The organism is Nocardioides sp. YJ-D4 (genome assembly GCF_054031495.1).
Map to the genome: position 1 here is coordinate 581,150 of NZ_CM132932.1, position 25,886 is coordinate 607,035.

Sequence of the window (25,886 nt, forward strand, 5' to 3'; positions counted from 1 at the left end):
ACCCGTGAACGTACTCATCGACGCCGACGAGCTCGCGACCGCGCTCGCCTCGGACCAGCCCCCGGTCCTCCTCGACGTACGCTGGCAGCTCGGCGGCCCGCCCGGACACCAGTCCTACCTCGAGGGCCACATCCCCGGCGCCGTCTACGTCGACCTCGACACCGAGCTGGCCCGCCACGGCGAGCCCACCGACGGCCGCCACCCTCTCCCCGAGCTCGCGGACCTGCAGGCCGCCGCCCGCCGGTGGGGCATCTCCGAGGGTGACACCGTGGTCGCCTACGACGCCGTCGGCAACACCTCCGCCGCTCGCGCCTGGTGGCTGCTGCGCTGGGCGGGCGTCGCCGACGTACGCCTCCTGGACGGCGCCCTCGGCGCCTGGACCTCCGCCGGACATCCGCTGGCCACCGACGACGTCGTGCCCGAGCCCGGCACGGTGACACTCACCCCAGGCCACCTGCCGGTGCTGCCGTTCGAGCAGGTCGAGGCGTACGAGGGTCTTCTGCTCGACGCCCGCGCGGCCGAGCGCTACCGCGGCGAGGTCGAGCCCGTCGACCCCAAGTCCGGCCACATCCCCGGCGCGGTCTCTGCGCCGACCGCCGAGAACCTCGGAGCTGACGGCCGGTTCCTGCCGGTCGAGGAGCTCCGGGCCCGCTTCGCCGAGCTCGGGGTCGAGGCCGGCTCCCCGGTGACCGCCTACTGCGGCTCCGGTGTCACCGCCGCCCACGAGGTCGCCGCGCTGGCGATCGCCGGTTACGACGCCGCGCTCTACCCCGGCTCGTGGAGCCAGTGGAGCAACCACGACCTCCCGGTGGAGACCGGCTAGCCCGACAGCAATCTCCTTGACCTCAAGTCAACTTCATCTTTGACGATGGTGATCCACCACGAGAGAGATGGAGCTGGACCATGACGGAACGCAACGACCGACCCGCGGTGACCGTGATCGGGATGGGCAACATGGGATCGGCAGTCGCCCGCGCCTACCTCGAACGCGGCTACCGGACCACGGTCTGGAACAGGACCGCCGACAAGGCCGAGGCGCTCGCCGACGCGGGAGCCGCCGTCGCCTCCACGGCGGCGAAGGCGGTGGCGGCCAGCCCGCTGACGATCCTCAGCCTGCTGGACAACACCGCGGTCGACGACGTCCTGGAGTCCGTCGGCGACGCGGCCGCCGGCCACACCCTGGTCAGCCTGACCAGTGGCTCCCCCGCCCAGGCCCGGGCCAACGAGACCTGGGCCATCGAGCACGGGGCGGTCTATGTGGACGGCAAGGTCATGGGAGACCCGCCTGATGTCGGCACGCCCAGGGTGTCGCTGGCCTTCAGCGGTGACCGCGGCGCTTACGAGACCGCCGAGCCGGCCCTGCGGGAGCTCGGCACGGTCCTCTACCACGGACCCGACGCCGGGTTCGCGGCCGTGGAGTTCAACGCCCAGGTTGCGATGGGCTACGAGTTCCTGATCGGCTTCCTGCACACCCTCGACCTGGTGGAGAGGGAGGGCATGGACCTGGAGGCGTTCACCGAGCGGCTCGCCGGGTCGTTGAACGGCTACGCCGGCCTGCTGAGGATGATGGCCGGAGCGATCAAGAGCAAGACGTACGGCCCCGACCTCGGGTCGCTCGACGTCCAGGCGGCCCTGATGGACGACCTGATCGGGCACCGGGAGTCGACCGGCGTCGAGGCGGTCCGGATGCGCGAGGTGAAGTCGCTGATGGACCGCCGGATCGCCCAGGGTCACGGCGATCAGGGGTTCTCCAGCATGTATGAGCTGCTACGCCCCTGAGGCCTGCGCCTCCTGCGCGGCGACCTCCGCCTCGGAGCGCAGCACGCAGAGCTGGTTGCCCTCGGGATCGGCGAAGATGACCCAGCCGGTCCCAGGGCCGTACTTCCCGCGGTGGTCGGCGATCTGGGTCGCGCCGAGCTCGAGGAGCCGCTCGACCTCCTCGTCGCGGGTGCCGGTGCGCGGGCGCAGATCGAGATGGATCCGCTTGGCGGGCAGCTCCTCGTCCGGCACCTCGATGAAGAGCAGCCGGTGGCCGGTCTCCGGATCGAGGATCATGCACTCCTCGTGACCGGGGAGGTTCGGGTCACCCTCCACGTCGACGTAGCCGAGCAGAGCCTTCCACCACTCCGAGAGCGCGTACGCGTCGTGGCAGTCGATGGTGGTGTGCGAGACGAAGAGGGTCATGCCCACATCGAAACCTACGCACGCACCCGAGTCCACCGGGTTATGCGCCTCAGGCCGGCTCGACGACCTTCTCGTCGATGAACTGCGGGAGCAGCTCGATGGCGATGGGCGCCGCGGCGTCGATCTTCTCCTGCGGCACGTCGCAGATCCGCAGGCAGGTGGCGGCGATCGCCCAAGCCTCGCGGCACGGGATCCGACGGTTCGGGTCCTCGGTGCGCATGTTGATCACGCCCTCGACCTGCTGGATGAGCAGGTCGCCCAGCTGCTTGCGGCTGACCGTCGAGCGCACCGTCTTCGAGGCGATCTCGCCGGCCAGGTGTGCGTAGTGGCCGGCCAGCTCCGCGTGCTCGTTGCGGAACTCGTCGTAGACCTCGCACTTGGCCACGTCGGGGAGCTGGTAGAGCATGCCGACGTTGTGCGGCACGTCGGCGAGGGTGCGTACGTCGACGAGGACCAGCAGGTAGAGCGCGGTCTCGTAGTCGAGCGGCGGCACCTGGTCGAGGATCTTCTCTACCTTGTCCGTGGTCGGTCGCACCGACCGGCGGAGCAGCTCGCCGAGGATCTCGTCCTTCCCCGCGAAGTGGTAGTAGAGGGACGCCTGGCGGATGCCGACCATGTCGGCGATCTCGCGGGTAGACGTCGCCGCGAAACCCTGGGAGACGAACAGCCGCGATGCGGCATCCAGGATCTGGTCGCGCGGTGAGGTCGTACCTGAGTCGGGAACATGCCTAGGGCGGCCGGGCCGAGAACGCCTAGTTGTCATGTTGCCCATCTAACTCCCATCCAGACTTTCAAGGAAGACTTGAAAGGACTTTATCCTCTACAAAATATGAGCCTTAAGACCTATTGAACATAGTTCGATCGGGCTATGTCCACGATGTGTGTGTTTGCGCCGGTCGGTACCCGGACGCATACACCGGAAGCCCCCATGTACGGCTGAGCACCGGGTCGCGCCACTTGGTTCGGCGCTGTCATCCGGCTGTTACCCGCCGTCAGATGGGCTAACGACGATGTGGGTGACAGGTCACGCATCTGTTGGACATTCGTGTAACGCCTGTGGCGACCGCCACATGATCTCCGACCGACCCGCTCGACTTACTCGTGCTTAGATCCTCCCCATGATCCGCCGGACCGCGCCCGTCACCGTCCTGGTGGCCCTCGTCGTCCTCATCGCCGGCCCGGCAGTCGGCCCAGCGGCCGGCGCGGCCATGCCGCCGAACCCGTACGCCGGCCCGGACGGCACCTGGAACATGCACGGCGACGCCGGAGCGTCCGACACGACGCCGTTCGAGGGACCCGGAGCCGATCCCTCCCCCGCAAAACCGGTGCCACTGCCCGCGGTGTGCCCGACGATCCTCAGCGGAGCCGACGGCATGGTGCAGGCGCTGTGCACCGAGTACGTCGACCGGGCACCCAGCCTCTATCTGCTCGACCCCACCACGCTGCTCCCGGTCGCCCGACGCCATCTCTCGGCCGGCTCGCTCCTCGGCGGCGTCTACGCCTACGTCGACGACGAGTCGCGACTCGTCACCGTCGACGGATCCGGTTCCCTGCTCTGGCTCGCGCACTCCCGCTCCGGCCTCCGCTGGTCGATCGACGTGGAGCGCGAGGTGCCGCTGACCCTGCCGGCGGGCGACGCGGTCACCACCGTCGGACCGGGCTACGACGCCAACGTCTGGTTCGCGACCGCCCAGGGCCGCGCCGGGTACGTCACGCCCGACGGCGACGTCGTCACCACGAGCCTCGGTGCCGGCGACGAGAAGGTCGCCAACTCCATCTCCAGCACCCCCGGTGGAGTCGCGGTGACCAGCGACCACGCGACGTACCTCCTGCGCGCCGACGGCGACGGCGTGCGGACCGTCTGGCGGCAGCCCTATGACCGAGGAGAGGCCCGCAAGCCCGGACAGCTCAGCCACGGCAGCGGGTCGACGCCGACGTTCTTCGGCAAGCGCACGGGCGCAGAGTTCGTGGTGATCACCGACAACGCCGCCCCGCGCGAGAACCTCCTCGTCTACCGGGCGCGCGACGGGCGGGAGGTCTGCCGGCTCCCGATCCTCACCGACGAGAGCAGCGGCACCGAGAACTCCCCGGTGGCCTGGGGCAACTCGGTCTACATCGCCAGCACCTACGGCTATCCCTACCCCGCACAGGCGACCGAGGACGCCGGCGAGTCCGTCCCGGCGACGGCCGACTTCGCCGGAGGCATGGAGCGCATCGACGTCGACGAGCGCTCCGGCACCTGCACGTCGGTCTGGCGCAACGAGGTGCCCTCGGCCGCGGTGCCCCGGCTCTCCCGCGGTGAGGACGTCCTCTACACCGTCACCCGCCGTGGCAGCGGGCTGACCTGGCGCTTGGCCCGGATCGACCCGGCCGACGGCGAGATCCTCACCGAGACCTTCCTCGGCCTCGGGCCGCTGGCCAACACCCTGCAGATGGTCGGCACGATCCTCCCCGACGGCACCCTGCTCCAGGGAACGCTCGCCGGCCTGGTCGCCGTTCGACGCTGAGAACCGCAGGTCCCGGCCGGACGCTTCGCAGCAGGCCCTGATGCCACTGTCTGATTCGGATCGCTGCGCCTTGACTCCGGTCGCATGTACGCTCGCACGGATGACACAGCCTGTCGTGTCGTCGTGATGTCACCTCCCCCACACAGACAAGTGAAATCTCACGGTGCCTGGAGCACCCGTCTCGGGAACTTCCTGCCACGGGTGCGCACCAGCAGCAGGGGGAAGAGCGCATGGGGCAGAGTGAAGCGATCGTCCGGCGGGTCGGCCACGCGAAAGAGGCCACGACCCAAACGACGGCAGCAACAGACCCAGCCGGATCCGCACTCGGCGGAGATGGCGGGACCGGCGGACCGAAAGAAACCCTGGCGACACGGGCCCGGGGCCGGCGCGGAGGCTTCGGAAGCATCCAGTCGAAGCTGTTGCTGATGCTGGTCCTGACCAGTGTGCTCTCCTCGATCGTGGTCGGCTACTTCGGCTACCGCAGCGGTACGCAGGCCCTCGCGGACGCCGCCCGCAGCAGGCTCCAGGACGTGCTCGACGAGCGTGCCTCCCGGGTTGCGGCGATGATCAACAACGTCTCCGGCGCCGTGGTCCTCGACAGCCAGGGGGTCGGACCCGAGTCGATGGCCGACTTCAGCGCGGGCTACAACCAGCTCGCGCAGGGCAAGGTGAACCCCGCCGACACCGCGGCGCTGACCACCTACTACAACGACTACTACGCACCCAATCTGCAGGAGAACGTCGGCGGCGAGATCGATGCCGAGGCATTCATCCCGACCTCGCCCGCACGCGTCTACCTGCAGGCGCGCTACACGGTCGACGCGACGACAGAGACCGGCACGAGGCGGCCCATCTCCGATGTCGACGACGCCGGTGACGGCTCGGCATGGACCGCGGCGAACAAGAAGTGGAACCCCTACTGGCGAGCGGCACGCGACTCGCTCGGGCTCGATGACGTGATGATGATCGACCCCGACGGCCGCATCGTCTACTCCGCCGACAAGAGCACCGATCTCGGCAGCGATGTCGACACCGGAGAGCTCCGCGACGGCGCCCTCGAGTCGGTGTGGCGCGAGGCGCTGCGGTCCAACAACCGTGACTACGTGGCGATCTCCGACTACGAGAGCTATCAGCCGGCGTTCGGCCGACCGCGGATGTTCCTGGCCTCACCGATCGGCACCGGCGCTGAGCTGTCCGGCGTGCTGGTCTATGAGGTCTCGTCCAACGCCATCACCATGCTCACCACGGGTGAGGGCGGGGCGGAGGAGGTCAACGGCCTCGGCCGGACCGGCGAGACCTACCTCGTCGGCACCGACGGCCTCCTGCGCAGCAACTCCCGCGACCTGCTCGCGGACCCGAAGGCCTTCGCCGCGGAGATGCGCGACAACGGCCAGAGCGAGGAGAGCCTCGACAAGATGCTCCGGATGGAACTCGCCGTCGGCCTTCTCTCCGCAGGCCCGGACATCGCCGCGGTCGCCAAGGACGGCAGCAAGGGCGTCAGCGAGATGACCGACTACGGCGGACACGAGGTGCTGGCGGCGTACGAGCCACTCGACGTCGAGCAATTGGACTGGTCACTGGTCGCGACCATGGACACCGATGAGGCGCTCGAGCCCGTGCAGGACTTCGCCCGCAACGTACTCATCGCGACGGCGGCCGTCATCCTGCTGGTCTGCGCGCTCTCCATCCTGCTGGCGCGGGTCTTCACCCGGCCGGTCGGACGGCTGATGAGCGGCGTACGCAGGGTGGCAGGGGGTGATCTCGGCGCCCAGGTCGATGCCGGGTCCCGAGACGAGTTCGGCGATCTGGCCACCGCGTTCAACGACCTGAGCTCGAGCCTGGCCGCCAAGCAGCAGATCGTCGACGCCCAGCAGGCCGAGAACTCCCACATCCTGCGCTCCCTGATGCCGGCGGCTGTGGCCGACCGCTACCAGCTCGGGGAGACCACCATCGCGGCCGAGCACCAGAACGCCTCGGTGGTCTACACCGAGATCGAGGGCTTCGACGCGTTCGCCGGCAAGCGGCCGTCCGACGAGTCGCTGGCGATGTTGAAGGAGCTCTCCGACGGTTTCGACGGGGCCGCGCATCGAGCCGGCATCGAGAAGGTACGCAGCGTCGGCACCGGCTACATCGGCAGCAGCGGCCTCATCGTCCAGCGCGTCGACCACGTCCGTCGGGTCGCCGACTTCGCCGTCGACGTGGCCCGGATGGTCGAGCGGTTCAACATCACCTACGACGCCGACCTGGTGCTGCGGGCCGGCGTCCACACCGGTGACGTACGCGGTGGTCTCGTCGGCCAGGGCGACATGGTCTACAACCTGTGGGGCGAGGCCGTCGACCTCGCCTACCGGGTACGGACCGTCGTCGGCGAGGCCGGTATCTACGTGACCGACGAGGTCAAGGAGCAGCTCGCCTCGGCGTACGACTTCGAGCAGGTCGGGACGATCGACGACAAGCCGGTGTGGCGGGTGGTGCTGTCGTGACGCACATCGTCGAGACCGGGGGGACCTCGTGGTTCGGGTGGGCAATGGCGCTCATCGTCGGGCTCCCGATCGTCCTCCTCGTCCTCTCCGAGGTCCATCTACGGCTGGTGCGCCGCGACAGCGCTCTCGCCGCGCCCGTCAACGGACTGCGGCTGTGGTTGCTGCCCGGGGCCGGTCTGCTGGTGCTGCTCACCCAGGTCAGCAACCTGCCGGCCGACAACAACGGCGTGCGCATCGTGGCGACGATCGTCGGCGTCCTGGCGGTGAGCATCGCGCTCGGTGCCCTCAACGCTCTGCTCTTCGGCAACGCCGACCGCGGCAGCTGGCGGGAGCGGCTGCCGGGGATCTTCGTGGACCTGGCCCGGCTCATCCTGGTGGTGGCCGGGGCCGCGATCGTCGCCTCGATGGTGTGGGGCTTCGACGTCGGCGGGCTGTGGGCCACGCTCGGCGTCGGATCGATCGTCATCGGCCTGGCGCTGCAGAACGCGATCGGCAGCGTCGTCTCCGGACTGCTGCTTCTCTTCGAGCAGCCCTTCCGCCTCGGCGACACCCTCGACGTCGCCGGCGTCAGGGGCCGGGTCGTGGAGATGAACTGGCGCTCCACGCACCTCGACACCGGCAGCGGGGTGCAGGTCATCCCCAACGCCTCCCTGGCCGCCGCCTCCTTCACCAACGACAGCCGCCCCACCCGCGCACACGACCACACGCTCACCCTGGCCTTCGGGCCGACCGACCCGCCGCACGAGGTCGTCGAGACCGTGACCGCGACCGCCGCCGCACTGCCGTCGCTGCGGCCGGGCACCGTAGCGACGGTGCGCGCCACCGGTGGCGGCACCTACGACGTGACCCTTCCGCTGGCCACCGCCTCCGAAGCCGATGCCGCGAGCTCCACCCTGCGCACCCGGCTCTGGTACGCGGCCCGTCGCGCCGGCCTCACCCTCGACGGCGTCGCGGCGGAGCCGCGCCCCACGGCCGACGTGGAGGAGGCGCTCCGGTCTGTCTCGACCACGCTCGAGCTCACCGACGAGGAGATCGAGGCGCTGGCTCCGCAGTGCCGCGTGAACACCTTCGGCGCGGGCGAGCCCATCGTCCGCCCGGGACGGGTGCCCACCACGTACGGGTTCGTGGCCAGTGGTGTGGTCGAGGTGACCGCCCCCGCCGACTCGTCCGGCGACGGCGCCGTGGTCGTGGCGCGTCTCGACCGGGGCCAGGTCGTCACCGCTGAGGCGCTGCAGCGGGAGGCCGGCACCTTGACCGCGACCGCGGTCACCCTGACAGAGGTCCTCGAGCTGCCGCTCGCGGTGATCGACCAGCTCGTCCTCGCCAAGCACGGTGTCGCCCGGCGGCTCAGCGCCGTCGCCGAGACACGGCGCGCACCGGAGGGTCAGCGCGCCTAGGATCTTCCCGTGGGGAAACAGCAGACGCGGTGCCGGCGTGACGAGGACCTGACCGGGCAGCTCGGCACCAGGCTGCGGCATTTCATGCATCTGGAGTCGACGAGCGCCGCACTGCTGGTGATCGCCTCGCTGCTGGCGCTGGCCTGGGCCAACTCGCCGTGGTCGCACGGCTACGAGCACCTGTGGGAGACGGTGTTCTCGGTCCGGTTCGGCGACGTCGGCCTGTCGATGGACCTGCACCACTGGGTCAACGACGGCCTGATGGTGGTCTTCTTCTTCGTCGTCGGCCTGGAGGTTCGCCGCGAGCTCGCCGTCGGCGAGCTCACCGACCGCCGCCGCATGGTGGTGCCACTGATCGCCGGCGCCGGCGGTCTCCTGCTGCCGGCACTGATCTACCTGCTGCTGAACCCCTCCGGTGAGGCGGCACGCGGGTGGGGCATCGTGATCGGCACCGACACCGCGTTCCTGCTCGGCATGCTGGCGCTGGTCGGGCCGGCGGTCTCGACCCAGCTGCGCATCTTCCTGCTCACGCTGACCGTCATCGACGACATCGTCGCGGTCAGCGTGATCGGGGTCGCCTACACCGAGAATCTCGAGGTCGGTCCGCTGGTCGTCGCCGGGCTGGCCCTGGTCGGGATCTTCGTGCTCGACCGGGTCAAGGTGTGGCGGGCCGGGCCCTACGTACTTCTCGTCCTGATCGCCTGGGTGGCCACGCTCGGTGCCGGGCTGCACGCCTCGATCGCGGGGATGCTGGCCGGCCTCCTGGTGCCGGCGGCGGAGCCGACCCGGGCCCAGATGGAGGTCGCGACCTCGCGGTTCCGTGCTTTCCGGCAGTCGCCGCTGCCCACGCTGCAGCGCGAGACCCGCGACGAGCTGACCCGCACGATCTCGGTGAACGAGCGGCTCCAGGAGACGCTGCACGTACCGACGAGCTATCTCATCGTGCCGGTCTTCGCGCTCGCCAACGCGGGCGTCGACCTGCGCAACGGGGTGCTCGGCGAGGCGCTGAGCTCGCCGGTGACCTGGGGAATCGTGGCCGGTCTGGTCCTGGGCAAGACGCTCGGGATCGGCGGCGGCGCGCTCGTGGCCACGCGGCTGCGGCTCGGCCGACTGCCTCAGGGCGTCGGTGGCGGCCATGTTCTCGGCGGCGCGGCACTGTCCGGGATCGGCTTCACCGTCGCGCTGCTGATCACCACCCTCGCCTTCGACTCCGAGACGCTCCAGCGCGACGCGGTCGTCGGCGTGCTGCTCGCCGTCGTGATCGCCTCCGCGCTCGGCTGGGTGATCTTCCAGCTCGCCGCGCGTTTCCTCGGGCAGCGCGACGCGGCCCTGCCGAAGCTGCTCTCTCCCCCGGTCGACCCGGAGCGCGACCACATCTACGGCGCCGAGGACGCCGAGGTCACCCTCGTCGAGTACCTCGACTACGAGTGCCCCTTCTGCGCCCGTGCCACCGGCACCGCCAACGAGGTCCGGGACTACTTCGGGCCCCGGATCCGCTATGTCGTACGCCACCTGCCCCTCACCCAGCACCCGCATGCCGAGCTGGCCGCGGTCGCCGCCGAGGCCGCCGCCCGGCAGGGCAAGTTCTGGGAGATGCACAAGCACCTCTTCGAGCACCAGAACGAGCTCGAGCACCATGACCTGGCCGGCTACGCCGGTGTCCTCGGGCTGGATGTCGAGCAGTTCCTTCGCGACCTGGAGGATCCGGCGCTGGCCGAGCATGTTCGCGAGGACATGGCCTCGGCCAACGCCAGCGGCGCCCGCGGCACCCCGACGTTCTTCGTCGGGTCACACCGCCACGAGGGCCGCTACGACGCACGCACCCTCATCGCCGAACTGGAGCGCTCCGCGACCGGAGAGACCGCACGGCTCGGGGTCCGCTCGCGCCGCTGACCATTCCTTCGCCGAGTCGGCGCGTCATGACGCGCCGACTCGGCGGGAGGGTCACGCCTCGTCGGTGGCTTCAGCGGCCGGTTCCTGACGCTGTGGGCGCCAGAACGCGGCGAGGAGGAGGGCGGTGCCGAGCACGCCCACACCGAGCGCGACCGCGCCGCCGACCCAGCCGTCGTAGACGATGTCGAGGGCCGAGTCGAGCGAGATCGTGCCGGGACCGGTGACGCCGAGGACGACCGCGACGACGGCCAGGATCATGACGTACTCCCAGCCCTCCTTGAAGACGAAGAACCCGTTGGGCCGGTGGGCGAGCAACGCGGCGACGAGCATCACGCCCACGACGCCGGCAGCGGCCAACGGGGTGATCAGACCCAGGATCAGCAGCACGCCGGCACCGATCTCGGTCACCACGCTGGCCCACGCCTGCAGGGTGCCGTGGCGCAGGCCGAGGCTCTCGAACCAGCCCGCGGTGCCGGCGATCTTGCCGCCTCCGCGCCAGTGGTTGACGCCGTGGGCGATCATCGTGCCGCCCACCGCGAGCCGGAGAAGCATCAGAGCCAGGTCGACGGGGTCCATCACAGTCCTCGGTGTCGTGGGGTTGGAGTGGCCCACCCTAGGAGGAGTCCGGTCATGATGCGTGCAGCGACGCCGTAGGCTCACCCGAATGCTGCTGCTCGGAGTCGTTCTCGCCCTGGGCTCGGCGATCGCCCACGCTGCCTGGAACACGGCTTCGAAGACCATCGCGCCGGCGGGGAGGCCGGCGCTGTGGGCGGTGGCGATCGTGGAGAGTTGTCTGGTCGTCACTGTCACCGCGGTGGTGATGATCGTGCGCGGGCACGGCATCGCGGTGACGTGGGAGCTCCTCCTGCTCTCGCTCGGCAGCACCGCGATGCATGCGCTGACCATGGGCCTGGTCCAGGTCGCCTACCAGGACTTCGACGTCAGCCAGATCTACCCGCTCTCCCGCGGACTGGCCCCGGTCGTGGTGGCCCTCACCGGCATGGTGGTGCTCGGACAGTGGCTGAGCTGGGCGCAGTGGGGTGGCGTACTCCTGATGGCGGCGGCGGTCGGGGCGCTGCTGTTCGAGACCGTCCGCACGCGAGGATCGCTGCAGGCGAAGCCGCTGCTGTGGTCGGCCTGCATCGCCGTCTCGATCGCTGGCTACACGACCTACGACGGCTGGGTGGTCGTCGAGCGCGGCCTCGACCCGATCGCCTACTACGCCGTCGGCACGGTGATCCAGGTGGTGCTGTGGAGCGTGATCGTCCACGGGAAGTACGCCGAGGGGCTGCGCCAGGCCAGGGCCCACGCGCGGACCGTGGCCGTGCTCGCGGTGCTGATCCCCACCTCGTACGTCCTCAGCCTCTACGCCACCCTGCACGCCCCGGTCTCGCTGGTGGCCGCCGTGCGCAGCTCGAGCCTGATCTGGGTCGCGCTCTCGGCGGCGCTGATCCTGCGCGAGCCGATCGGGAACGTACGCGTGGCCGCGACGATCCTCGCCGCGGCGGCGGTCGTCGCGATGGTGGTGTGAGGCTCAGGTGCGCAGCGCCGGCCGGGCGATGAAGACGTAGAGGAGCGCGCCCAGCCAGCCCAGGAAGATCATCAGCAGGACGTAGAGGATCTTGCTCTGGCCGGCCGCGGACCAGACACTGTCGGGAGTCCGAAGGGCCTGGATCAGCATCAGCAGCCACCACACGGTGATCGCGAGACCGATCAGCGGCAGGACGACACCACCGATCAAGACCAACCATTCGGCTCCGACCGGCATGCCGATCATCGGTGTCATCGCATCGCTCCTGGTTGGCTGAGCAGCATCGGCATCAGCCCGACGACCTGGGCCCGCAGGTCCTCCAGGGCGCCGTCGCGGCCGTTGAGGTAGCCCAGCAGCGCCTGCTGGAAGATGCCGTCGAACATCCCGTAGGCGACCGGCGCCGCGATCGCGGGCTCGGTGCCGGCGAGCTCGGCGTAGCGGTTCACGACACGCGCGATCATGTCCTCCAGGCTCTGGTCGATCTGGGTGACCGCCTCACGCAGGCTCTCCTCGAACATGGACTGCGAGCGCAGGTCGTACCAGAGCCGGTGCATCGGCGCTTCCTCGACGATCGTCTCGACCAGCTTGTCGCCGAACCGCACGACGAGGTCATCGGGAGAGGTCGCCTCGGCGACGACACCGTCGTAGCGGTGGACGCAGGTCTGCTTGTAGTAGCGCACGCAGTAGACGATCAGCTCGAGCTTGTCGTTGAAGTAGTAATGCACGACGCCGTGGCTGAACTCGGAGTTGTTGGCGATCTCCCGCAGGCTGGCGCGGGCGTAGCCCAGCTCCCCCAACGTACGCAGCGCCGACTCGGCGAGCGCCTTGCGGCGTTCGTCGTGCTTGTCGGCAGGCGTGCGGCGAGGCGACTTGGGTGCGGCGACCTGGGTCATGGGCGGAAACGATACCCCCTCCCGTGCGTCGTTCGATGCCGTCCGGACCATTTTCTGGTCAATCGTCAAGAGAAATCTTGACAGTCGTCAAGATTCGCGATTGTCTGTGAGCCCGATCACAGCGACGAAGGAGTCACAGATGACCGATCTGAGTGGACGCACAGCACTCGTCACCGGCGGTGCCCAAGGCTTGGGCGAGGGAATGGCCCGAGCGCTCGCGGCGGCCGGCGCCACGGTGGCCGTCGCTGACCTGAAGGACGACCAGGGCGCCAAGGTGGCCGAGTCCATCGGCGGCACCTTCGTGCACCTCGACGTCACCGACGACGCCTCGTGGGAGGCGGGCGCGGCCGCCGCGGTCGACGCGCTCGGCGGGCTCGACATCCTGGTCAACAACGCCGGTGTCGAGATCACCAGCCTGGTCACCGAGCTCGACCCGAACGACGTGAAGAAGATGCTCGAGGTCAACGTGCTCGGCACCGCCCTCGGCCTCAAGCACGGCCTGCGCACGATGCGGCCCGACGGCGCCGCAGGCAAGGGCGGCGTGATCGTCAACGTCGCCTCGGTCGCGGCCACCATCGCCTTCCCCGGCATCTCGGTCTACTCGGCCACCAAGAGCGCCGTCGACCGGCTGACCCGCGTGGCGGCGATGGAGAGCGGCAAGCTCGGCTACGGCGTACGCGTCAACTGCATCTACCCCGGACTGGTCCCGACCGAGATGGGTGCCGGGCTGGCCAACGACGTCGCCCAGCTCGGTCTCTTCGAGTCTCCGGAGGCGGCCGTCGGCGGCGTCGTCGAGCTGACCCCGTCGGGACGCCTCGGCACCGTCGAGGACATGGCCAACGCGGTCGTCTTCCTGGCCTCCGACCAGGCGGCCTTCGTCAACGGAGTCGGCCTCGCGGTCGACGGCGGAATGGGGATGTGACCATGAGCGAGAACAAGCCTGTCGTCGTCTACGGCGCCTCCGGCTACACCGGCCGGCTGGTGTGCGAATACCTGCGCGAGCTCGGTGTGCCGTTCGTGGCCGCCGGCCGCTCCAAGGACAAGCTGGTCGCCTCGATGGCCGCCAACGTGCCCGGCATCGAGACCGCCGACTACGAGATCGCCGAGGTCGAGCACTCCGTCGAGGCGCTCACCGAGCTGCTCACCGGGGCGCGGGTCGTGCTCAACACCGTCGGCCCGTTCTCGTCGTACGGCCCCCAGGTCGTGGAGGCCGCGCTGGCCGCCGGCGTCCACTACACCGACACCACCGGCGAGCAGGACTGGCTGATCACCTGCGACGAGACCTACAGCGAGGGCTTCGCCGAGAAGGGCCTGCTGCTCGCGCCGGGCATCGCGCAGATGTACACGACCGGGGAGATCGCGGCCGAGATCTGCCTCGAGCAGCCCGGCCTCGACACCCTCGACATCGCGGTCTTCTGGGGTGGCTCCCCCACGATCGCCTCGACCCGCACGATCCTGGTGAACGCGGCGACCTCGAAGGCTCACTACCTCGAGCAGAACGCGTACGTCGAGTTCGATCCCACCGCCGGGCTGGTCCCGCTGGTGGTTCCGGGCCAGCACGAGCTGGCGCTCTCGCTGCCTTGGGGCGGCACCTCGCACCCGGTCTGGTACCGCCGCGACCCGAAGGTGGCCAGCTGCAAGGCCCAGGGCGGCGTCTTCAACGCCGCGCTGATGAACGGGGTCCCGCAGATCGTGGCGGCTGCGCTGGAGGCGACCAAGGACATGGACGCCGAGCAGCGCGACGAGGCGCTGACCGCCACGGCGGCCCAGGTGATGAACCAGATGCCGCCGCGCGAGAACCCCCGGCTGAACAAGTCGCTCGACTCGGTGCACGCCTCCGGCCCGCTCGGGCGCGCGCACTGCGTCATCCACGGCAACCAGAACTACAAGCAGACCGGGCTGCTGCAGGCGTACGTCGCCTACTCGCTGCTGCAGCAGCCGCCTCGCCGGGTGGGCTTCGCCTCGGGCTGCCAGGCGTTCGGTCACCGCGAGCTCCTCGGCCAGCTGCAGGCCTTCGGGCTGGTCTCGGAGCCGGTCGTGACCCGGCAGCGCGGCTGAGGGCGGCCCGATGCGGCTCGTCGACTATCTGGACAAGGGTGCCTCGCTGGGAGGCGACGCACCCTGTCTCGTCTGCGGCGAGGACACCTGGTCGTATGCCGAGGTCGTCGATCTCTCGGTGCGCGTCGCCGCGGGCCTCCGGGCCCGCGGCGTCGCCCCGGGCGCGAAGGTCGCGATCCTCTCGGCAAACGACCCGGTCGCCTTCGCCTCCGTCTTCGGGATCAGTCGCGCGGGGGGCGTCTGGTGCCCGATCAACCCGCGCAACGAGGCGGCGGAGAACCGGGAGCTCCTCGACCTCTTCGGCTGCTCGGTGCTGATCTTCCAGTCGGCCTTCGCCGGCCTGGTCGACCAGATCCGTGGAGATCTGCCGGAGCTGACCACCCTGGTCTGCCTCGACGCGAGCTATGACTGGGCGATCGGCTGGGACGAGTTCCTCGGCTCTGCCGACGAGGTGTTCGAGCCCGTCGGGGTCGAGGACGACCTGGCCATGGTCGTCGGCACCGGCGGGACGACCGGACGGCCCAAGGGCGTCATGCTCACCGGCACCAACCTGGAGACGATGTCGGCGATCACGCTGATGGCCTACCCGTGGCCGGGTGCGCCCGAACGTCCCACCTATCTCGCGCTCGCCCCGCTCACCCATGCCGCCGGGGTGCTCTGCTTCCCGGTGATGTGCCTGGGCGGCAAGATCGTGGTGATGCGTACGCCGGACGTGGGTGCGTTCCTCGAGCACATCGAGCACCACCACGTCACCCACACGTTCCTGCCACCGACACTGATCTACCTGGTGCTGGACCACCCGGCGCTGAAGTCGACCGACCTCGACTCGCTGCGCTGCTTCTGGTACGGCGCGGCGCCGATGTCGGCGACGCGTCTGGAGGAGGCGCTCACCCGGATCGGCCCGGTGATGGCGCAGCTGTTCGGGCAGACCGAGGCGCCGATGATGATCGCGACCATGGCGCCCGCCGACCACTTCCACTCGGACGGGACGATCGCGACCGAGCGGCTCTCCTCGGCCGGTCGGCCTTCGCCTCTGGTGACGGTCTCGATCATGGGCGAGCGCGGCGCGCTGCTCGGTTCCGGCGAGCGTGGCGAGATCGTCGTACGCAGCTCGCTGGTCATGCGTGGCTACCTCGACAACCCCGAGGCGACCGCCGAAGCGAGCGCGCACGGCTGGCACCACACCGGCGACATCGGGTTCCTCGACGAGGACGGCTTCCTGCACATCGTCGACCGCGCCAAGGACATGGTGATCACCGGCGGTTTCAACGTCTACTCCACCGAGGTCGAGCAGGCGCTGATGACCCACCCCGCCGTCGCCGACTGCGCGGTGGTCGGGCTGCCCGACGAGAAGTGGGGCGAGCGCGTCACCGCCGTCATCCTGCCCAGGCCGGGCACCTCGGTCGATGTCAGCGACCTGAAGGCGTACGTCAAGGAGCGGATCGGCGCGGTCAAGACCCCCAAGCAGATCGAGGTCTGGCCGGACCTGCCGCGCTCGAAGGTCGGCAAGGTGCTCAAGACCGAGATCAAGAAGCAGTTGACGAGCAACTAGTGGCGCCGAGTCGGCGCACCTGCCCCGTCTAGTGGTGCCGAGTCGGCGCATCTGCCCCCGTGTCTCGCGAAGCGAAGCGAGCGAGAGGGGGCGGATGCGCCGACTCGGCAGTAAAGCCCTCAGCCCGCCCAGATCACGAACAGCGAGTAGTCGTCGAACGGCGACTCGGAGCCGTCGCAGCGCCATGCGGTGATGTCGCCGTCCTCCAGCATCTCCGCACCGGCGGCGGCACAGTCGTCCTGCCAGTAGAAGTCGCGGCCGGTGTACTCCCAGCCGCCCTCGGCGGTCGAGGCCGATGCCGAGGTCGCCAGCGCACCGCCGGCGATCAGGGCAGCGGCGAGCGGGGCGGCGGCAGCGATTCGGACGAGCTTCATGATGGTCTCCTTGGTAGGTGTTCCTGTCGGACACCCACCACGCTCCGCCTCGTCGCTGTCAGAAATGTCCCCCGTCGCTCACCCTTTTCTGTCAGTACCGTCAGTCTGCGTTCGTTTGCTCCGGAAAGGCGGCCGGATCGGCGGCGTACGCCACCATCCAGCTCGGCTCGATGGTGGCGTAGACGACACCCGGACCCTCCCAGGTCTGCGGGTCCGAGCCGTAGAACTCGGTGAAGTAGGCGTTGTGCTCGTCGAACTCCGGCCCCTCGGAGACCACGTGCGCGGTGCCGTGAGTGAAGACGCCGATGCGCTCCCCGTCGACGTGGGTCGCGCTGACGGCGGGGCGAGCGAGCATGTGCTTGGCCTTGATGGCGGTGGGAGAGGTCCCGAACAGCCAACGACCGTGTACGAAGTGGCCGTCGACGCAGCTCGTCCGCGGCTCACCGCGGGCGGTCACGGTGGCCAGCACGAGCACCTTCATGCCCGTCAGCTCGGTGACGAGCTGACGGGCATTCAGGCGCTGTTCGTCGTTGACGATGCCGGTCAGATGGCCGCTCGCGCGACCGATCGAGGCGTCCAGGAGGCGTTGCAGGTCGGCGATCTCTTCGTCTGTCTCGTGCACACGACGAGTCTCACACCGACGGCCCCGAGGTCGCTTGACCGTTCTTGCGCGGCTAGCTGATCGCGGTGACGATCTCCGGCGGGATGGCGGTCGACCCCGAGCCGTCGGCAGCGACGACCACGTAGACGACCGACACGGCGCAGGTGACGTCCTCGCCCCGGCGGAACTCGAACTCGAGCGTGAAGCTCTTGGTGCCGATCCGAGTGGTGCGCACCGGCACCTGGACTCGGTCGCCGAAGCCGATGCCGGCCTTCCAGTCCAGGTCGGCGTGGGCGAGCTGGACGTCGACGCCCAGCTCCTGCCAGCGGCTGTACGGCACCCCGCGGGTGTCGATGAAGTGGGTCATCGCCTCATCGACGTAGCCGAGGTACCAGCCGTTGAACATCACCCCCTGCATGTCCACCTCGGAATAGCGGGGCGTGAACTCGTAGACCGTCGTCACGGCCGCTCCTTCGCGGGCAGGATCCGCCCGCTGACCTCGCCGAGCGCGACCCGGCCGCCGCCCGGCGCTGGCGCGGTGGCGGTGATGGTGACCTCGTCACCGTCCTCCAGGAACGTACGCACCGACCCATCGTCCAGCTTGAACGGCTCAGCTCCCGACCAGCTGAGCTCGAGGAACGAGCCGCGCTGGCCCGGCTCCGGGCCGCTGATCGTGCCGCTGGCGAACAGGTCGCCGACGCGCAGCGAGGCGCCGTTGGCGGTCATGTGCGCGAGCATCTGCGGGGCGGTCCAGTACATGGTGGCGTACGGCGGCTCGGCGACCAGCGAACCGTTGAGCCGGACCTCGAGGGCGAGGTCGAGGGCCCAGGGCTCCAGCGCCGAGTCGTCCAGGTAGCCGGTCAGCGGAATGTCTCGCTCCGGGGGCCGGACCCGGGCCGCCTCGAGTGCCGCGAGCGGAAGGACCCACGGCGAGATCGAGGTGGCGAACGACTTGCCGAGGAACGGACCCAGCGGGACGTACTCCCAGGCCTGGATGTCGCGCGCGGACCAGTCGTTGAGGAGCGTGATCCCGAAGATGTGGTCGGCGGCTTCGGCCAGCGGCACCGGAGTGCCTTGCTCCGATCCGACACCGACGACGAACCCCATCTCGGCCTCGATGTCGAGCCGGATCGAGGGGCCGTCGATGATCCCGTCGGGGGTCTTCCGCAGCCCGGTCGGCCGGACGACGTCGGTGCCGGAGACGACCACCGTGCCGGAGCGGCCGTGGTAGCCGATCGGCAGGTGCTTCCAGTTGGGCGTCAGCGGCTCGGAGTCGGGGCGGAACATCTTCCCAACGTTGGACGCGTGGTGCTCGGAGGCGTAGAAGTCGACGTAGTCGGCCACCGTGAACGGCAGCAGCAGGTCGGCGTCCTCGATCGCGATCAGGTGCGGTCGCACCCCGTCCTCGCTCGCCGGGTCGCTGAGCAGCCGGGTCAGCTCGGCGCGTACGTCCTTCCAGACGGCCGGACCCGCGGCGAGCAGCGCGTCGAGGCCTCCTGCGCCGACGCCCGTGACGGCGGCGACGTCGAGCACCAGGTCACCGATCCGCGCCCCGAGCCGCGGCGCCGGGTCCGCGGCGGTGCGGAAGGTGGCGTACGGAAGCGCCTCGAGGCCGAACTGACTGTCCTTGATGTCCAGCCACGATGTCACTGGCGGCCTCCCGCCCAGGTCCAGGCGTACTTGCCGTCGTCGACCGTGGCGCCGGCCTCGCCGACCTCCAGGGGTCGGAAGGTGTCGACCATGACGGCGAGCTCGTCGAAGAACTCCGCGCCCAGGCTGCGCTCCATCGCACCGGGCTGCGGGCCGTGGGCGTGGCCGCCGGGGTGGAGTGTGATCGAGCCGATGCCGATCCCGGAGCCCTTGCGGGCCTCGTAGTCGCCACCGACGTAGAACATGACCTCGTCGGAGTCGACGTTGGAGTGGTAGTAGGGCACCGGCACCGCGAGCTCGTGGTAGTCCACCTTGCGCGGCACGAAGTTGCAGATCACGAAGTTGTTGCCCTCGAAGACCTGGTGGGCCGGCGGCGGCTGGTGGACCTTGCCGGTGATCGGCATGTAGTCGGCGATGTTGAAGACGTACGGGTAGAGACAGCCGTCCCAGCCGACCACGTCGAACGGGTGGTGCGGCAGGACGTGGACCGAGCCGGCGATGCCGCCGGCGCCCGGGCCGCGGTGCTTGATGTAGACCTCGGCCTCACTCGCGTCGACCGTCTGCGGGTCGGTCGGGAGCCGGAGGTCCCGCTCGCAGTACGGGGCGTGCTCGAGGAACTGGCCGAACCGGGAGAGGTAGCGCTTCGGCGGGGCGATGTGGGAGTTCGCCTCGATCGCGTAGACCCGCAGCGGAGCGTCGCCGACGGGCACCCAGCGGTGGGTGGTGGCGCGTGGGATCACCACGTAGTCGCCCTCTCCCACCATCAGGTCGCCGAAGACCGTCTCGACGACACCTGTCCCGGACTCGACGTAGACACACTCGTCGCCGATCGCGTTGCGGTAGAGCGGCGAGGTCTCCCCCGCCACCGCGTAGTGGAGCCGGACGTCGCCGTTGCCCAGCACCAACCGGCGGCCCGTGATCGCATCGGCGCTCTTCCACTCCTCCCCCGGGAAGAGGTCGTGCAGCCCGAGGTGCATCGGGCGCAGCGGATGGTTGGGGGTGGTGCCGTGGTCGGGCAGCTCCCAGATGCGTACGTCCTTCACCGCCGAGGGGATGTGGCGGTGGTAGAGCAGGGAGGAGTCCGAGGAGAACCCTTCCTCGCCCATGAGCTCTTCGTAGTAGAGATTCCCTTCTCCGTCGCGGTGTTGGGTGTGCCGCTTGGGCGGGATGTGCCCGCGCTGTTGGTAATGCGCCATACCCCGGATCGTACGTGACCTGGACCACAGCGATCACGGGGGCCGAACGTCCTGAATTCGTCCCAGGTACCTCCCGGGGCATACCTCCCTCCCCTAGGATCCGGAGATGCCCTCCGACACCCCCGAGACCCTCTTCGTCGCACACGCGACGGGTCGTCTCCTGCATGTCCGGGCCTGCCCCCAGCTCCTCGGCCTCGACGCCCCGATCAGGGCCACCGCCGCGCAGATCGAGACACTGGGCACGTGCGCTTGGTGCGCCAAGGAGCTCTCCGAGGCCGGCCGAAAATACTTCGACTCCGTCGAACAGGCCGTACGCACTCTCGACCCGTCCGACGATGCCGTTCGGGCTACCGAGGCGGCGCTGGGTGACGTCGACTATGAGCTCGTCTGGGTTCCGCCTAGCTATTCGCACATCGCTGTCGGGGACAAGGAACATGCGGTCGCCTGGATTGGGCGGGGTTGTGTCATGCATGAGGATGGGCGGCTCATCGACTTCGGGTGAGCCCGTCTTTTCGTGGTTGGCGTGGGCCGCCGACCCTTGCTTTGAGGGTCTTCTCGACGAACCCCGGAGTCAAGGACGGCCTGCGGCCGCCGGCTTCGCCGGCCGCTTCGCGGTCCTTGACACCGGCGCCCGTCGAGAAAAACTTGGCTGGCTATCGGGGCGGCGGCCCGGGTGTGGCGCAGCGGAATCTTGCTTGGGACGGGTGAGGTTGATGGGGCGGGAGGGTGGCCCTTCGGGCCACTTACCATCCACAAGATCGAGGTCGTTCGCTCACCGCGAAAACAGTGGTTGACCAGGGACAATAGATAGTCAGCCAGGCGTTGAAGGCGTAGAATCAGACCCATCACAACACCTCTTTGAAGGGAGGGATGGCGATGAGTCTTGAACGCGACACCAACCACTGGGACACCAACCCCGGTGACGCGATCGACGCAGAACTGAGCGCCATCGAATCCTCCCTCGATCGACTGCTGACCCGGGATCCGGCCTATTGGCGCACCGGGCAGAAGAAAGACCTGCTCGAACGGCTGGAGAAACTCCAAGCCCAACAAGCCGCCCTCAAACTCCGAGTGCTCGCCACGGCCGGCGACATCGCCGAAGAGACCGGCGCCAAAGACGCCTCCGCCTGGATGCGCGCCGACCTCCTCGTCGACAAAGCCGTGGCGCGCTCCCAGATCAAACTCGCGGCGGCGGTCGCGAAGTACGACCTCGTGGCCGCCGGCCTGGCCGAGGGTGTGGTGTCCCAGGACAAGGCCCGGGTGATCACCCAGGCCCTCGACAAGATCGAGACCGACCCCGTCGCCAGTGCCGAGGACCTGGTCCTGGCCGAGAAGCTGCTCGTTGACTACGCCACCCGTCTGACCGCCAACGAACTCCGGATCGTCGGACGACGGATCCTGGCCGAGATCGACCCGGCCCGGTTCGAGGACGCCGAAGCCCAAGCCCTGTTCGCCGAGGAAGAACGCGCTCAGCAGAAGACCGCGCTACGGGTCTGGGACAACCACGACGGCACCATCGGCTTCGACGGCGTCCTCCCGACCTCGATCGGGATGCGGTTCAAGCGGCTGGTCGAGGCCTGGGCCCAACCCCGCAAACAACAACTCGTCGCCAAAGGCGCCCCGCTGCCGCCGTGGGAACGACTCATGGGCCAAGGCTTCGCCAGGCTCCTCGAGACCGTCGACCCGGCCGCGCTGCCCCGCCACGGCGGCGACGCCACCGTGGTCAACGTGGTCATCTCCCTCGAGGAGCTCCGCAAGGACCTCGGCATCGCCACCCTGGGCTACGACGAGACCAACGGCACCACCATCAGCGCGGCGGAGGCCCGTCGGATGGCGTGCAACGCGACCATCATCCCCTGGGTGCTGGGCGGTGACAGCGAGGTCCTCGATGCCGGTCGTGGCAGCAGGTTCTTCCAGCCGATTCAGCGCAAAGCGATGCGGATCCAGCACAAGTGCTGCCAAGCCGAGGGCTGTGACATGCCACCGGAGTGGTGCGATGCCCACCATCTAGAACCCTGGGCCGCCGGCGGCAAGACCAATCTCAAGGACGGGGCCTTGTTGTGTCCCCACCATCACCGCCTTGCCCACGCACCCGGCTATACCCATGAGCGACTACCCGACGGCACCATCAGGTTCACCCGTCGCCCCTAATCAGCTGGGTGCGGAATCCAGTTCACCGGGTCCTGCCCGTCGGGCCTGACGACCCCGACCGTCGACCGGTCTCAGCTCTCACTGAAGCGGCCCGTCCTGGTGCCTGCATGAGCGTTCCGGTCAGCTTTCTCGACTCCACGCCCGTCGCTCCCCACCGGCGGGGACACTTCCCCACTGCAGCGAAGATTCCCCACACTCCGGAGCATGGGAAACCTCCACGACCATGGGGAACTCTCCCGATCAGTGGGGAGCTCGCGATCGCGCCGGCACCGAACCCGACCTGTCAAGAACAACGGCCCGCTTGTGAACCACTCACAAGGTCACGCCCCCTGTCATAGGCACCCCCGAGGCACCAGGACTCCCCCGCACGACCAGCCCAAGATCCCAAGCCCGCACCCAACTGAATCCGCTGCGCCACACCCTCGCCGCCGACCCGATACAGGCCAAGTCTTTCTCGATCGCGTACCGGGTCAAGGATCGCCGCAGGCGACCGGCGAAGCCGGCGGGCGAAGCCCGTCCTTGACGCGGTGCGCGATCGAGAAACAATCGAACCAAGGGTCGGCGGCGAACCCCGAAACGAAACCACGGCCACCTAGGCGGCGGCGAACCGAGACCAAACCACGACCGGCAAAGCCCCACCCCCGACACCAGAAACAGGCGGTATCCTCGAAGCATGACCGCGTTGCCCGACTGGATGCACCCTCCCCGTGAGGAGGGTTGGTATTCCGAAGACCTCGACATGCTCGTCGAGGCGCCGCGTCATACCGAACTCATCGACGGAGCCCTGGTCTTCAATATGTCACCGCAGCGCCGCTGGCACAGTCGGCTCGTCACGGCCCTGACCAACGCGCTGACGGCGCAGGCGCCCGACGGGTTCGAGGTGGATCGGGAGCTGACGGTGGTGCTCGACAGGCGCAACCGGCCGGAGCCGGACGTGCTGGTGAGCACGGCACGGATCTCCGACCAGGCCTCGTTCTACGATGCCGATTCTGTCGTCCTGGTGGTCGAGGTGGTCTCGCCGGAGTCCGAGCACCGCGACCGGGCGGTGAAGCCGCAGAAGTACGCCGAGGCGGGGATCACCCACTACTGGCGCATCGAGAACGAGGACGGCGCGCCCGCGATCCACGTCTACGAGCGCGACGACCTCACCAACGCCTACGTCCCGATCGGGATCTTCCGTGACCGGCTCGACGTCCCGGTGCCGTTCCCGATCAAGATCGACCTCACCGACCTGCTCCGCTGACGTCAGTCGTCGGCACCTCGGGCACCTCGGCGGGCAGCTGCTCCTGCTGGACGAGGTGGAGGTAGGAGAGGTGGCGCTCGTACTGGTCGAGGACGTCACCCATCAGCTGCTCGTGTGAGTAGCCGTTGACGTCGTAGCCCTGGGTGCCCTCGGCGAGGTGGACCTCGGCGCGGAAGTAGACGTCGCCGGTGACCCGGCCGACAGCGAAGGTCGGAGCGGGGCACGGCAGCGGGGTGACCTTGTAGACGAACGCAGGCGCGTCCTCCAGATCGGTGTGGATCTGGACGCCGGCGACGCCGCGTACGGCCTTGGTCTCGGTCACCACCGAGGTCAGGCCATGCGAGCAGAGCTCGGCGGCGACCTCGTCGAGGACCGGCTTCGCGACCGTGCCGATGAAGCGCTCGGTGTCCCTGGCGGTGGGATAGGTGACCGAGCGGCGCAACCGCTGCGCGAGCGAAGGACGTACGCCGCCCTCGCCTCCCCCGGCCAGGCGGGCCGAGGAGATCGCGCCCGGGAACGAGTAGCGGGCGCTCGCGGACTTGAACGACTCCAGCCGTAGCGAGCGGTGGAGTCCCACGGCGACCAGGGCGAGCACGACCGAGAACGGCAGGCCCATGATGATCGTCGCGTTGGTCAAGGTCGTCAGCCACGCGTCACCGCCGGCGAACATCAGCGCCAGGGTCAGCGCGCCGATCGCCACCGACCAGAAGATCCGCACCGGGATCGAGCAGTCGGCCATCGGGTGCGGCAGCCGCGAGGTGAAGTTGCCCATCACCAGCGCGCCCGAGTCGGCCGAGGTGACGTAGTAGAGGAACCCGGTCATGGTGGCGAGCGCGACCAGCGCGATCGCCCCCGGGTAGTTGTCGAGGAAGGCGTAGAAGCCCTGCGCGTAGTTGGCGCTGGTCAGCTCACCGAACTCGGCGTCGCCGCCGCGGATACGGCCGAGCGCGCTGTTGCCGAAGATCGAGACCCACAGCAGGATGAAGCCGAACGGGATCATCATCACGCCGACCAGGAACTGCCGGATCGTCCGCCCGCGCGAGATCCGCGCCAGGAACAGTCCGACGAACGGCGACCAGGCCACCCACCAGGCCCAGAAGAAGAGCGTCCACAGGTTCTTCCAGACGCCGACGTCCGGGTTCTCGACGGTGTCGTACGGCATCGTGTCGAAGCTCATCCCGGGCAGGTGCACGAGATAGTCGCCGAGGTTCATCACCAGCGAGTTGAGCAGGAACGCGGTGTTGTCGGAGAAGAGCACGTAGAGCATCAGCGCCAGGGAGAGCAGCACGTTGAGCTCGGAGAGCCGGCGGATGCCCTTGTCGACGCCGGAGACCGCCGAGATGGTGCCGAGCAGCACCGCGACCACGACCAGTCCGACCTGGGCGGCTCGGCCCTCGGGGATGTCGAAGAGGACGTTGAGACCCGCGTTGAGCAGGGCGATCGAGATGCCGAGCGAGGTGGCGATGCCGAAGATGGTGCCGAGCACCGCGGCCATGTCGATGCCGTCGCCGAGCCGCCCGTGGACCCGCTTGCCGAAGATCGGGTAGAGCGCGGAACGGATCGAGAGCGGCAGCCCGTGGCGGAAGGAGAAGTAGCCCAGCGCCATGCCCATGACGGCGTACATCGCCCAGCCGGACAGGCCGTAGTGGAACAGCGTCCAGCCCACCGCCTGCTCGGCGGCGGCGATGGTGCCGCCCTCGCCGGTCGGCGGGGTGAGGTACTGCGAGACGGGCTCGGCGACCGAGTAGAACATCAGGTCGGCGCCGATCCCGGCCGCGAAGAGCATCGCCGTCCAGGTGAACATCGAGTACTCCGGCCGGGACTCCTCCGGGCCGAGCCGGACCCGCCCGTAGCGGGACAGACAGATGAACAGCACGAACGCGATCAGCGCAGCGGCGAGCGCGAAGTACCACCAGCCGAAGTACGTCGAGATCCACCCCACGACGTGTCCGATCGCGGCGCCCGCGGTGTCCGGCGCGAGCAGTGTGAAGAGCGTGAACGCGACCACCACTCCGGCGGAGCCGAAGAAGACGGTCTTGTTCAGCTCCGGCTTCGTCGTCGGGATCTCGTCTGGGTCTGCGGCGGGTTCGCCTAAGGGCGTACGCGACGGGTCGATTGTCTCCGGCATGAGCTGTCTCCTCCGGTTGGGGTGCCCGGCAGGCTAGTCCGCCCG

24 protein-coding genes are annotated in these 25,886 nt (G+C 69.1%); 13 read left to right on the top strand and 11 right to left on the bottom strand.

Translation table 11 applies throughout. The features are described 5' to 3' along the window. Nucleotides 1-4: 4 nt before the first annotated feature. Nucleotides 5-823 (top strand): sulfurtransferase, encoded by an 819-nt coding sequence (locus tag ACW14X_RS02840; RefSeq protein WP_160024002.1) that lies wholly within the window; start codon nt 5-7, stop codon nt 821-823. Nucleotides 824-903: 80 nt separating this feature from the next. Next, entirely contained in the window at nt 904-1,779 is an 876-nt protein-coding gene (locus tag ACW14X_RS02845) for an NAD(P)-dependent oxidoreductase (RefSeq protein ID WP_457164637.1), read from the top strand. Here the strand turns inward: ACW14X_RS02845 and ACW14X_RS02850 are convergent. After that, the gene (locus ACW14X_RS02850; protein WP_160024004.1) at nt 1,768-2,184 is read right to left on the bottom strand and encodes a VOC family protein; all 417 of its coding nucleotides are present in this window, start codon (nt 2,182-2,184) and stop codon (nt 1,768-1,770) included. The two genes, ACW14X_RS02845 and ACW14X_RS02850, sit on opposite strands and share 12 nt — an antisense overlap. 49 nt (nt 2,185-2,233) lie before the next feature. After that, a complete protein-coding gene (locus ACW14X_RS02855; RefSeq protein WP_350837035.1) occupies nt 2,234-2,947 on the bottom strand; it encodes a TetR/AcrR family transcriptional regulator in 714 nt (237 codons plus the stop codon). 355 nt (nt 2,948-3,302) lie between these two features. On the opposite strand from ACW14X_RS02855, the gene ACW14X_RS02860 reads away from it, so the two are divergent. The 4 genes from ACW14X_RS02860 (at nt 3,303) to nhaA (ending at nt 10,464) form a co-directional block, all read left to right on the top strand. Next, entirely contained in the window at nt 3,303-4,691 is a 1,389-nt protein-coding gene (locus ACW14X_RS02860) for a PQQ-binding-like beta-propeller repeat protein (RefSeq protein WP_160024006.1), read from the top strand. Between the two features lie 425 nt (nt 4,692-5,116). Next, nucleotides 5,117-7,174, top strand: coding sequence for an adenylate/guanylate cyclase domain-containing protein (locus tag ACW14X_RS02865; RefSeq protein ID WP_160024007.1), 2,058 nt, complete (start codon nt 5,117-5,119; stop codon nt 7,172-7,174). After that, nucleotides 7,171-8,571 carry a mechanosensitive ion channel domain-containing protein gene (locus tag ACW14X_RS02870; RefSeq protein WP_457164638.1) on the top strand — a complete coding sequence of 467 codons (1,401 nt, stop codon included), beginning with the start codon at nt 7,171-7,173 and terminating at the stop codon, nt 8,569-8,571. The genes ACW14X_RS02865 and ACW14X_RS02870 overlap by 4 nt, the downstream gene beginning before the upstream one ends. A 9-nt stretch (nt 8,572-8,580) precedes the next feature. Next, nucleotides 8,581-10,464: a Na+/H+ antiporter NhaA gene (nhaA, locus tag ACW14X_RS02875; RefSeq protein ID WP_457164639.1), complete on the top strand. Its 1,884-nt coding sequence runs from the start codon at nt 8,581-8,583 to the stop codon at nt 10,462-10,464. 51 nt (nt 10,465-10,515) lie between these two features. Here nhaA and ACW14X_RS02880 read toward each other — a convergent pair whose 3' ends face one another. Continuing rightward, nucleotides 10,516-11,040: a DoxX family protein gene (locus tag ACW14X_RS02880; protein ID WP_457164640.1), complete on the bottom strand. Its 525-nt coding sequence runs from the start codon at nt 11,038-11,040 to the stop codon at nt 10,516-10,518. 88 nt (nt 11,041-11,128) lie between these two features. On the opposite strand from ACW14X_RS02880, the gene ACW14X_RS02885 reads away from it, so the two are divergent. Beyond that, nucleotides 11,129-11,995 carry a hypothetical protein gene (locus ACW14X_RS02885; protein WP_457164641.1) on the top strand — a complete coding sequence of 289 codons (867 nt, stop codon included), beginning with the start codon at nt 11,129-11,131 and terminating at the stop codon, nt 11,993-11,995. A 3-nt stretch (nt 11,996-11,998) separates the two neighbouring features. Here ACW14X_RS02885 and ACW14X_RS02890 read toward each other — a convergent pair whose 3' ends face one another. Both ACW14X_RS02890 and ACW14X_RS02895 read right to left on the bottom strand, forming a co-directional pair. Next, complete coding sequence (locus tag ACW14X_RS02890; RefSeq protein WP_457164642.1) at nt 11,999-12,250, bottom strand: hypothetical protein; 252 nt, start codon at nt 12,248-12,250, stop codon at nt 11,999-12,001. After that, nucleotides 12,247-12,888 carry a TetR/AcrR family transcriptional regulator gene (locus ACW14X_RS02895; protein WP_457164643.1) on the bottom strand — a complete coding sequence of 214 codons (642 nt, stop codon included), beginning with the start codon at nt 12,886-12,888 and terminating at the stop codon, nt 12,247-12,249. The genes ACW14X_RS02890 and ACW14X_RS02895 overlap by 4 nt, the downstream gene beginning before the upstream one ends. 139 nt (nt 12,889-13,027) lie before the next feature. On the opposite strand from ACW14X_RS02895, the gene ACW14X_RS02900 reads away from it, so the two are divergent. From ACW14X_RS02900 to ACW14X_RS02910, 3 genes are read left to right on the top strand one after another with little or no spacing between them, the layout of a single operon-like run. After that, entirely contained in the window at nt 13,028-13,810 is a 783-nt protein-coding gene (locus ACW14X_RS02900) for an SDR family NAD(P)-dependent oxidoreductase (RefSeq protein WP_457164644.1), read from the top strand. A 2-nt stretch (nt 13,811-13,812) separates the two neighbouring features. Further along, complete coding sequence (locus tag ACW14X_RS02905) at nt 13,813-14,946, top strand: DUF5938 domain-containing protein (protein WP_457164645.1); 1,134 nt, start codon at nt 13,813-13,815, stop codon at nt 14,944-14,946. 10 nt (nt 14,947-14,956) lie between these two features. Then, a complete protein-coding gene (locus ACW14X_RS02910) occupies nt 14,957-16,498 on the top strand; it encodes an acyl-CoA synthetase (RefSeq protein ID WP_457164646.1) in 1,542 nt (513 codons plus the stop codon). A 119-nt stretch (nt 16,499-16,617) separates the two neighbouring features. On the opposite strand, the gene ACW14X_RS02915 is transcribed toward ACW14X_RS02910, so the two are convergent. The 5 genes from ACW14X_RS02915 to ACW14X_RS02935 all read right to left on the bottom strand — a co-directional run bounded on the left by ACW14X_RS02915 (nt 16,618) and on the right by ACW14X_RS02935 (nt 20,319). After that, entirely contained in the window at nt 16,618-16,872 is a 255-nt protein-coding gene (locus tag ACW14X_RS02915) for a hypothetical protein (protein ID WP_457164647.1), read from the bottom strand. Nucleotides 16,873-16,972: 100 nt separating this feature from the next. After that, nucleotides 16,973-17,494, bottom strand: coding sequence for a pyridoxamine 5'-phosphate oxidase family protein (locus tag ACW14X_RS02920; RefSeq protein ID WP_457164648.1), 522 nt, complete (start codon nt 17,492-17,494; stop codon nt 16,973-16,975). 52 nt (nt 17,495-17,546) lie between these two features. Further along, nucleotides 17,547-17,936 carry an acyl-CoA thioesterase gene (locus ACW14X_RS02925; protein ID WP_160024031.1) on the bottom strand — a complete coding sequence of 130 codons (390 nt, stop codon included), beginning with the start codon at nt 17,934-17,936 and terminating at the stop codon, nt 17,547-17,549. Continuing rightward, entirely contained in the window at nt 17,933-19,123 is a 1,191-nt protein-coding gene (gene fahA / locus ACW14X_RS02930; protein WP_457164649.1) for a fumarylacetoacetase, read from the bottom strand. Before fahA ends, ACW14X_RS02925 begins: the two co-directional genes overlap by 4 nt. Beyond that, the gene (locus ACW14X_RS02935) at nt 19,120-20,319 is read right to left on the bottom strand and encodes a homogentisate 1,2-dioxygenase (RefSeq protein WP_160024034.1); all 1,200 of its coding nucleotides are present in this window, start codon (nt 20,317-20,319) and stop codon (nt 19,120-19,122) included. Before ACW14X_RS02935 ends, fahA begins: the two co-directional genes overlap by 4 nt. A gap of 106 nt (nt 20,320-20,425) precedes the next feature. On the opposite strand from ACW14X_RS02935, the gene ACW14X_RS02940 reads away from it, so the two are divergent. From ACW14X_RS02940 to ACW14X_RS02950, 3 genes are all read left to right on the top strand, one after another. Next, nucleotides 20,426-20,821, top strand: coding sequence for a hypothetical protein (locus tag ACW14X_RS02940; RefSeq protein ID WP_160024036.1), 396 nt, complete (start codon nt 20,426-20,428; stop codon nt 20,819-20,821). A gap of 374 nt (nt 20,822-21,195) precedes the next feature. Further along, entirely contained in the window at nt 21,196-22,470 is a 1,275-nt protein-coding gene (locus ACW14X_RS02945) for a DUF222 domain-containing protein (RefSeq protein ID WP_457164650.1), read from the top strand. 673 nt (nt 22,471-23,143) lie between these two features. Beyond that, a complete protein-coding gene (locus ACW14X_RS02950) occupies nt 23,144-23,713 on the top strand; it encodes a Uma2 family endonuclease (RefSeq protein ID WP_160024038.1) in 570 nt (189 codons plus the stop codon). Here the strand turns inward: ACW14X_RS02950 and betT are convergent. Next, on the bottom strand, nt 23,694-25,841 hold the full coding sequence (gene betT, locus ACW14X_RS02955) for a choline BCCT transporter BetT (RefSeq protein ID WP_457164651.1): 2,148 nt from the start codon (nt 25,839-25,841) through the stop codon (nt 23,694-23,696). The two genes, ACW14X_RS02950 and betT, sit on opposite strands and share 20 nt — an antisense overlap. Between the last annotated feature and the right edge of the window lie 45 nt (nt 25,842-25,886).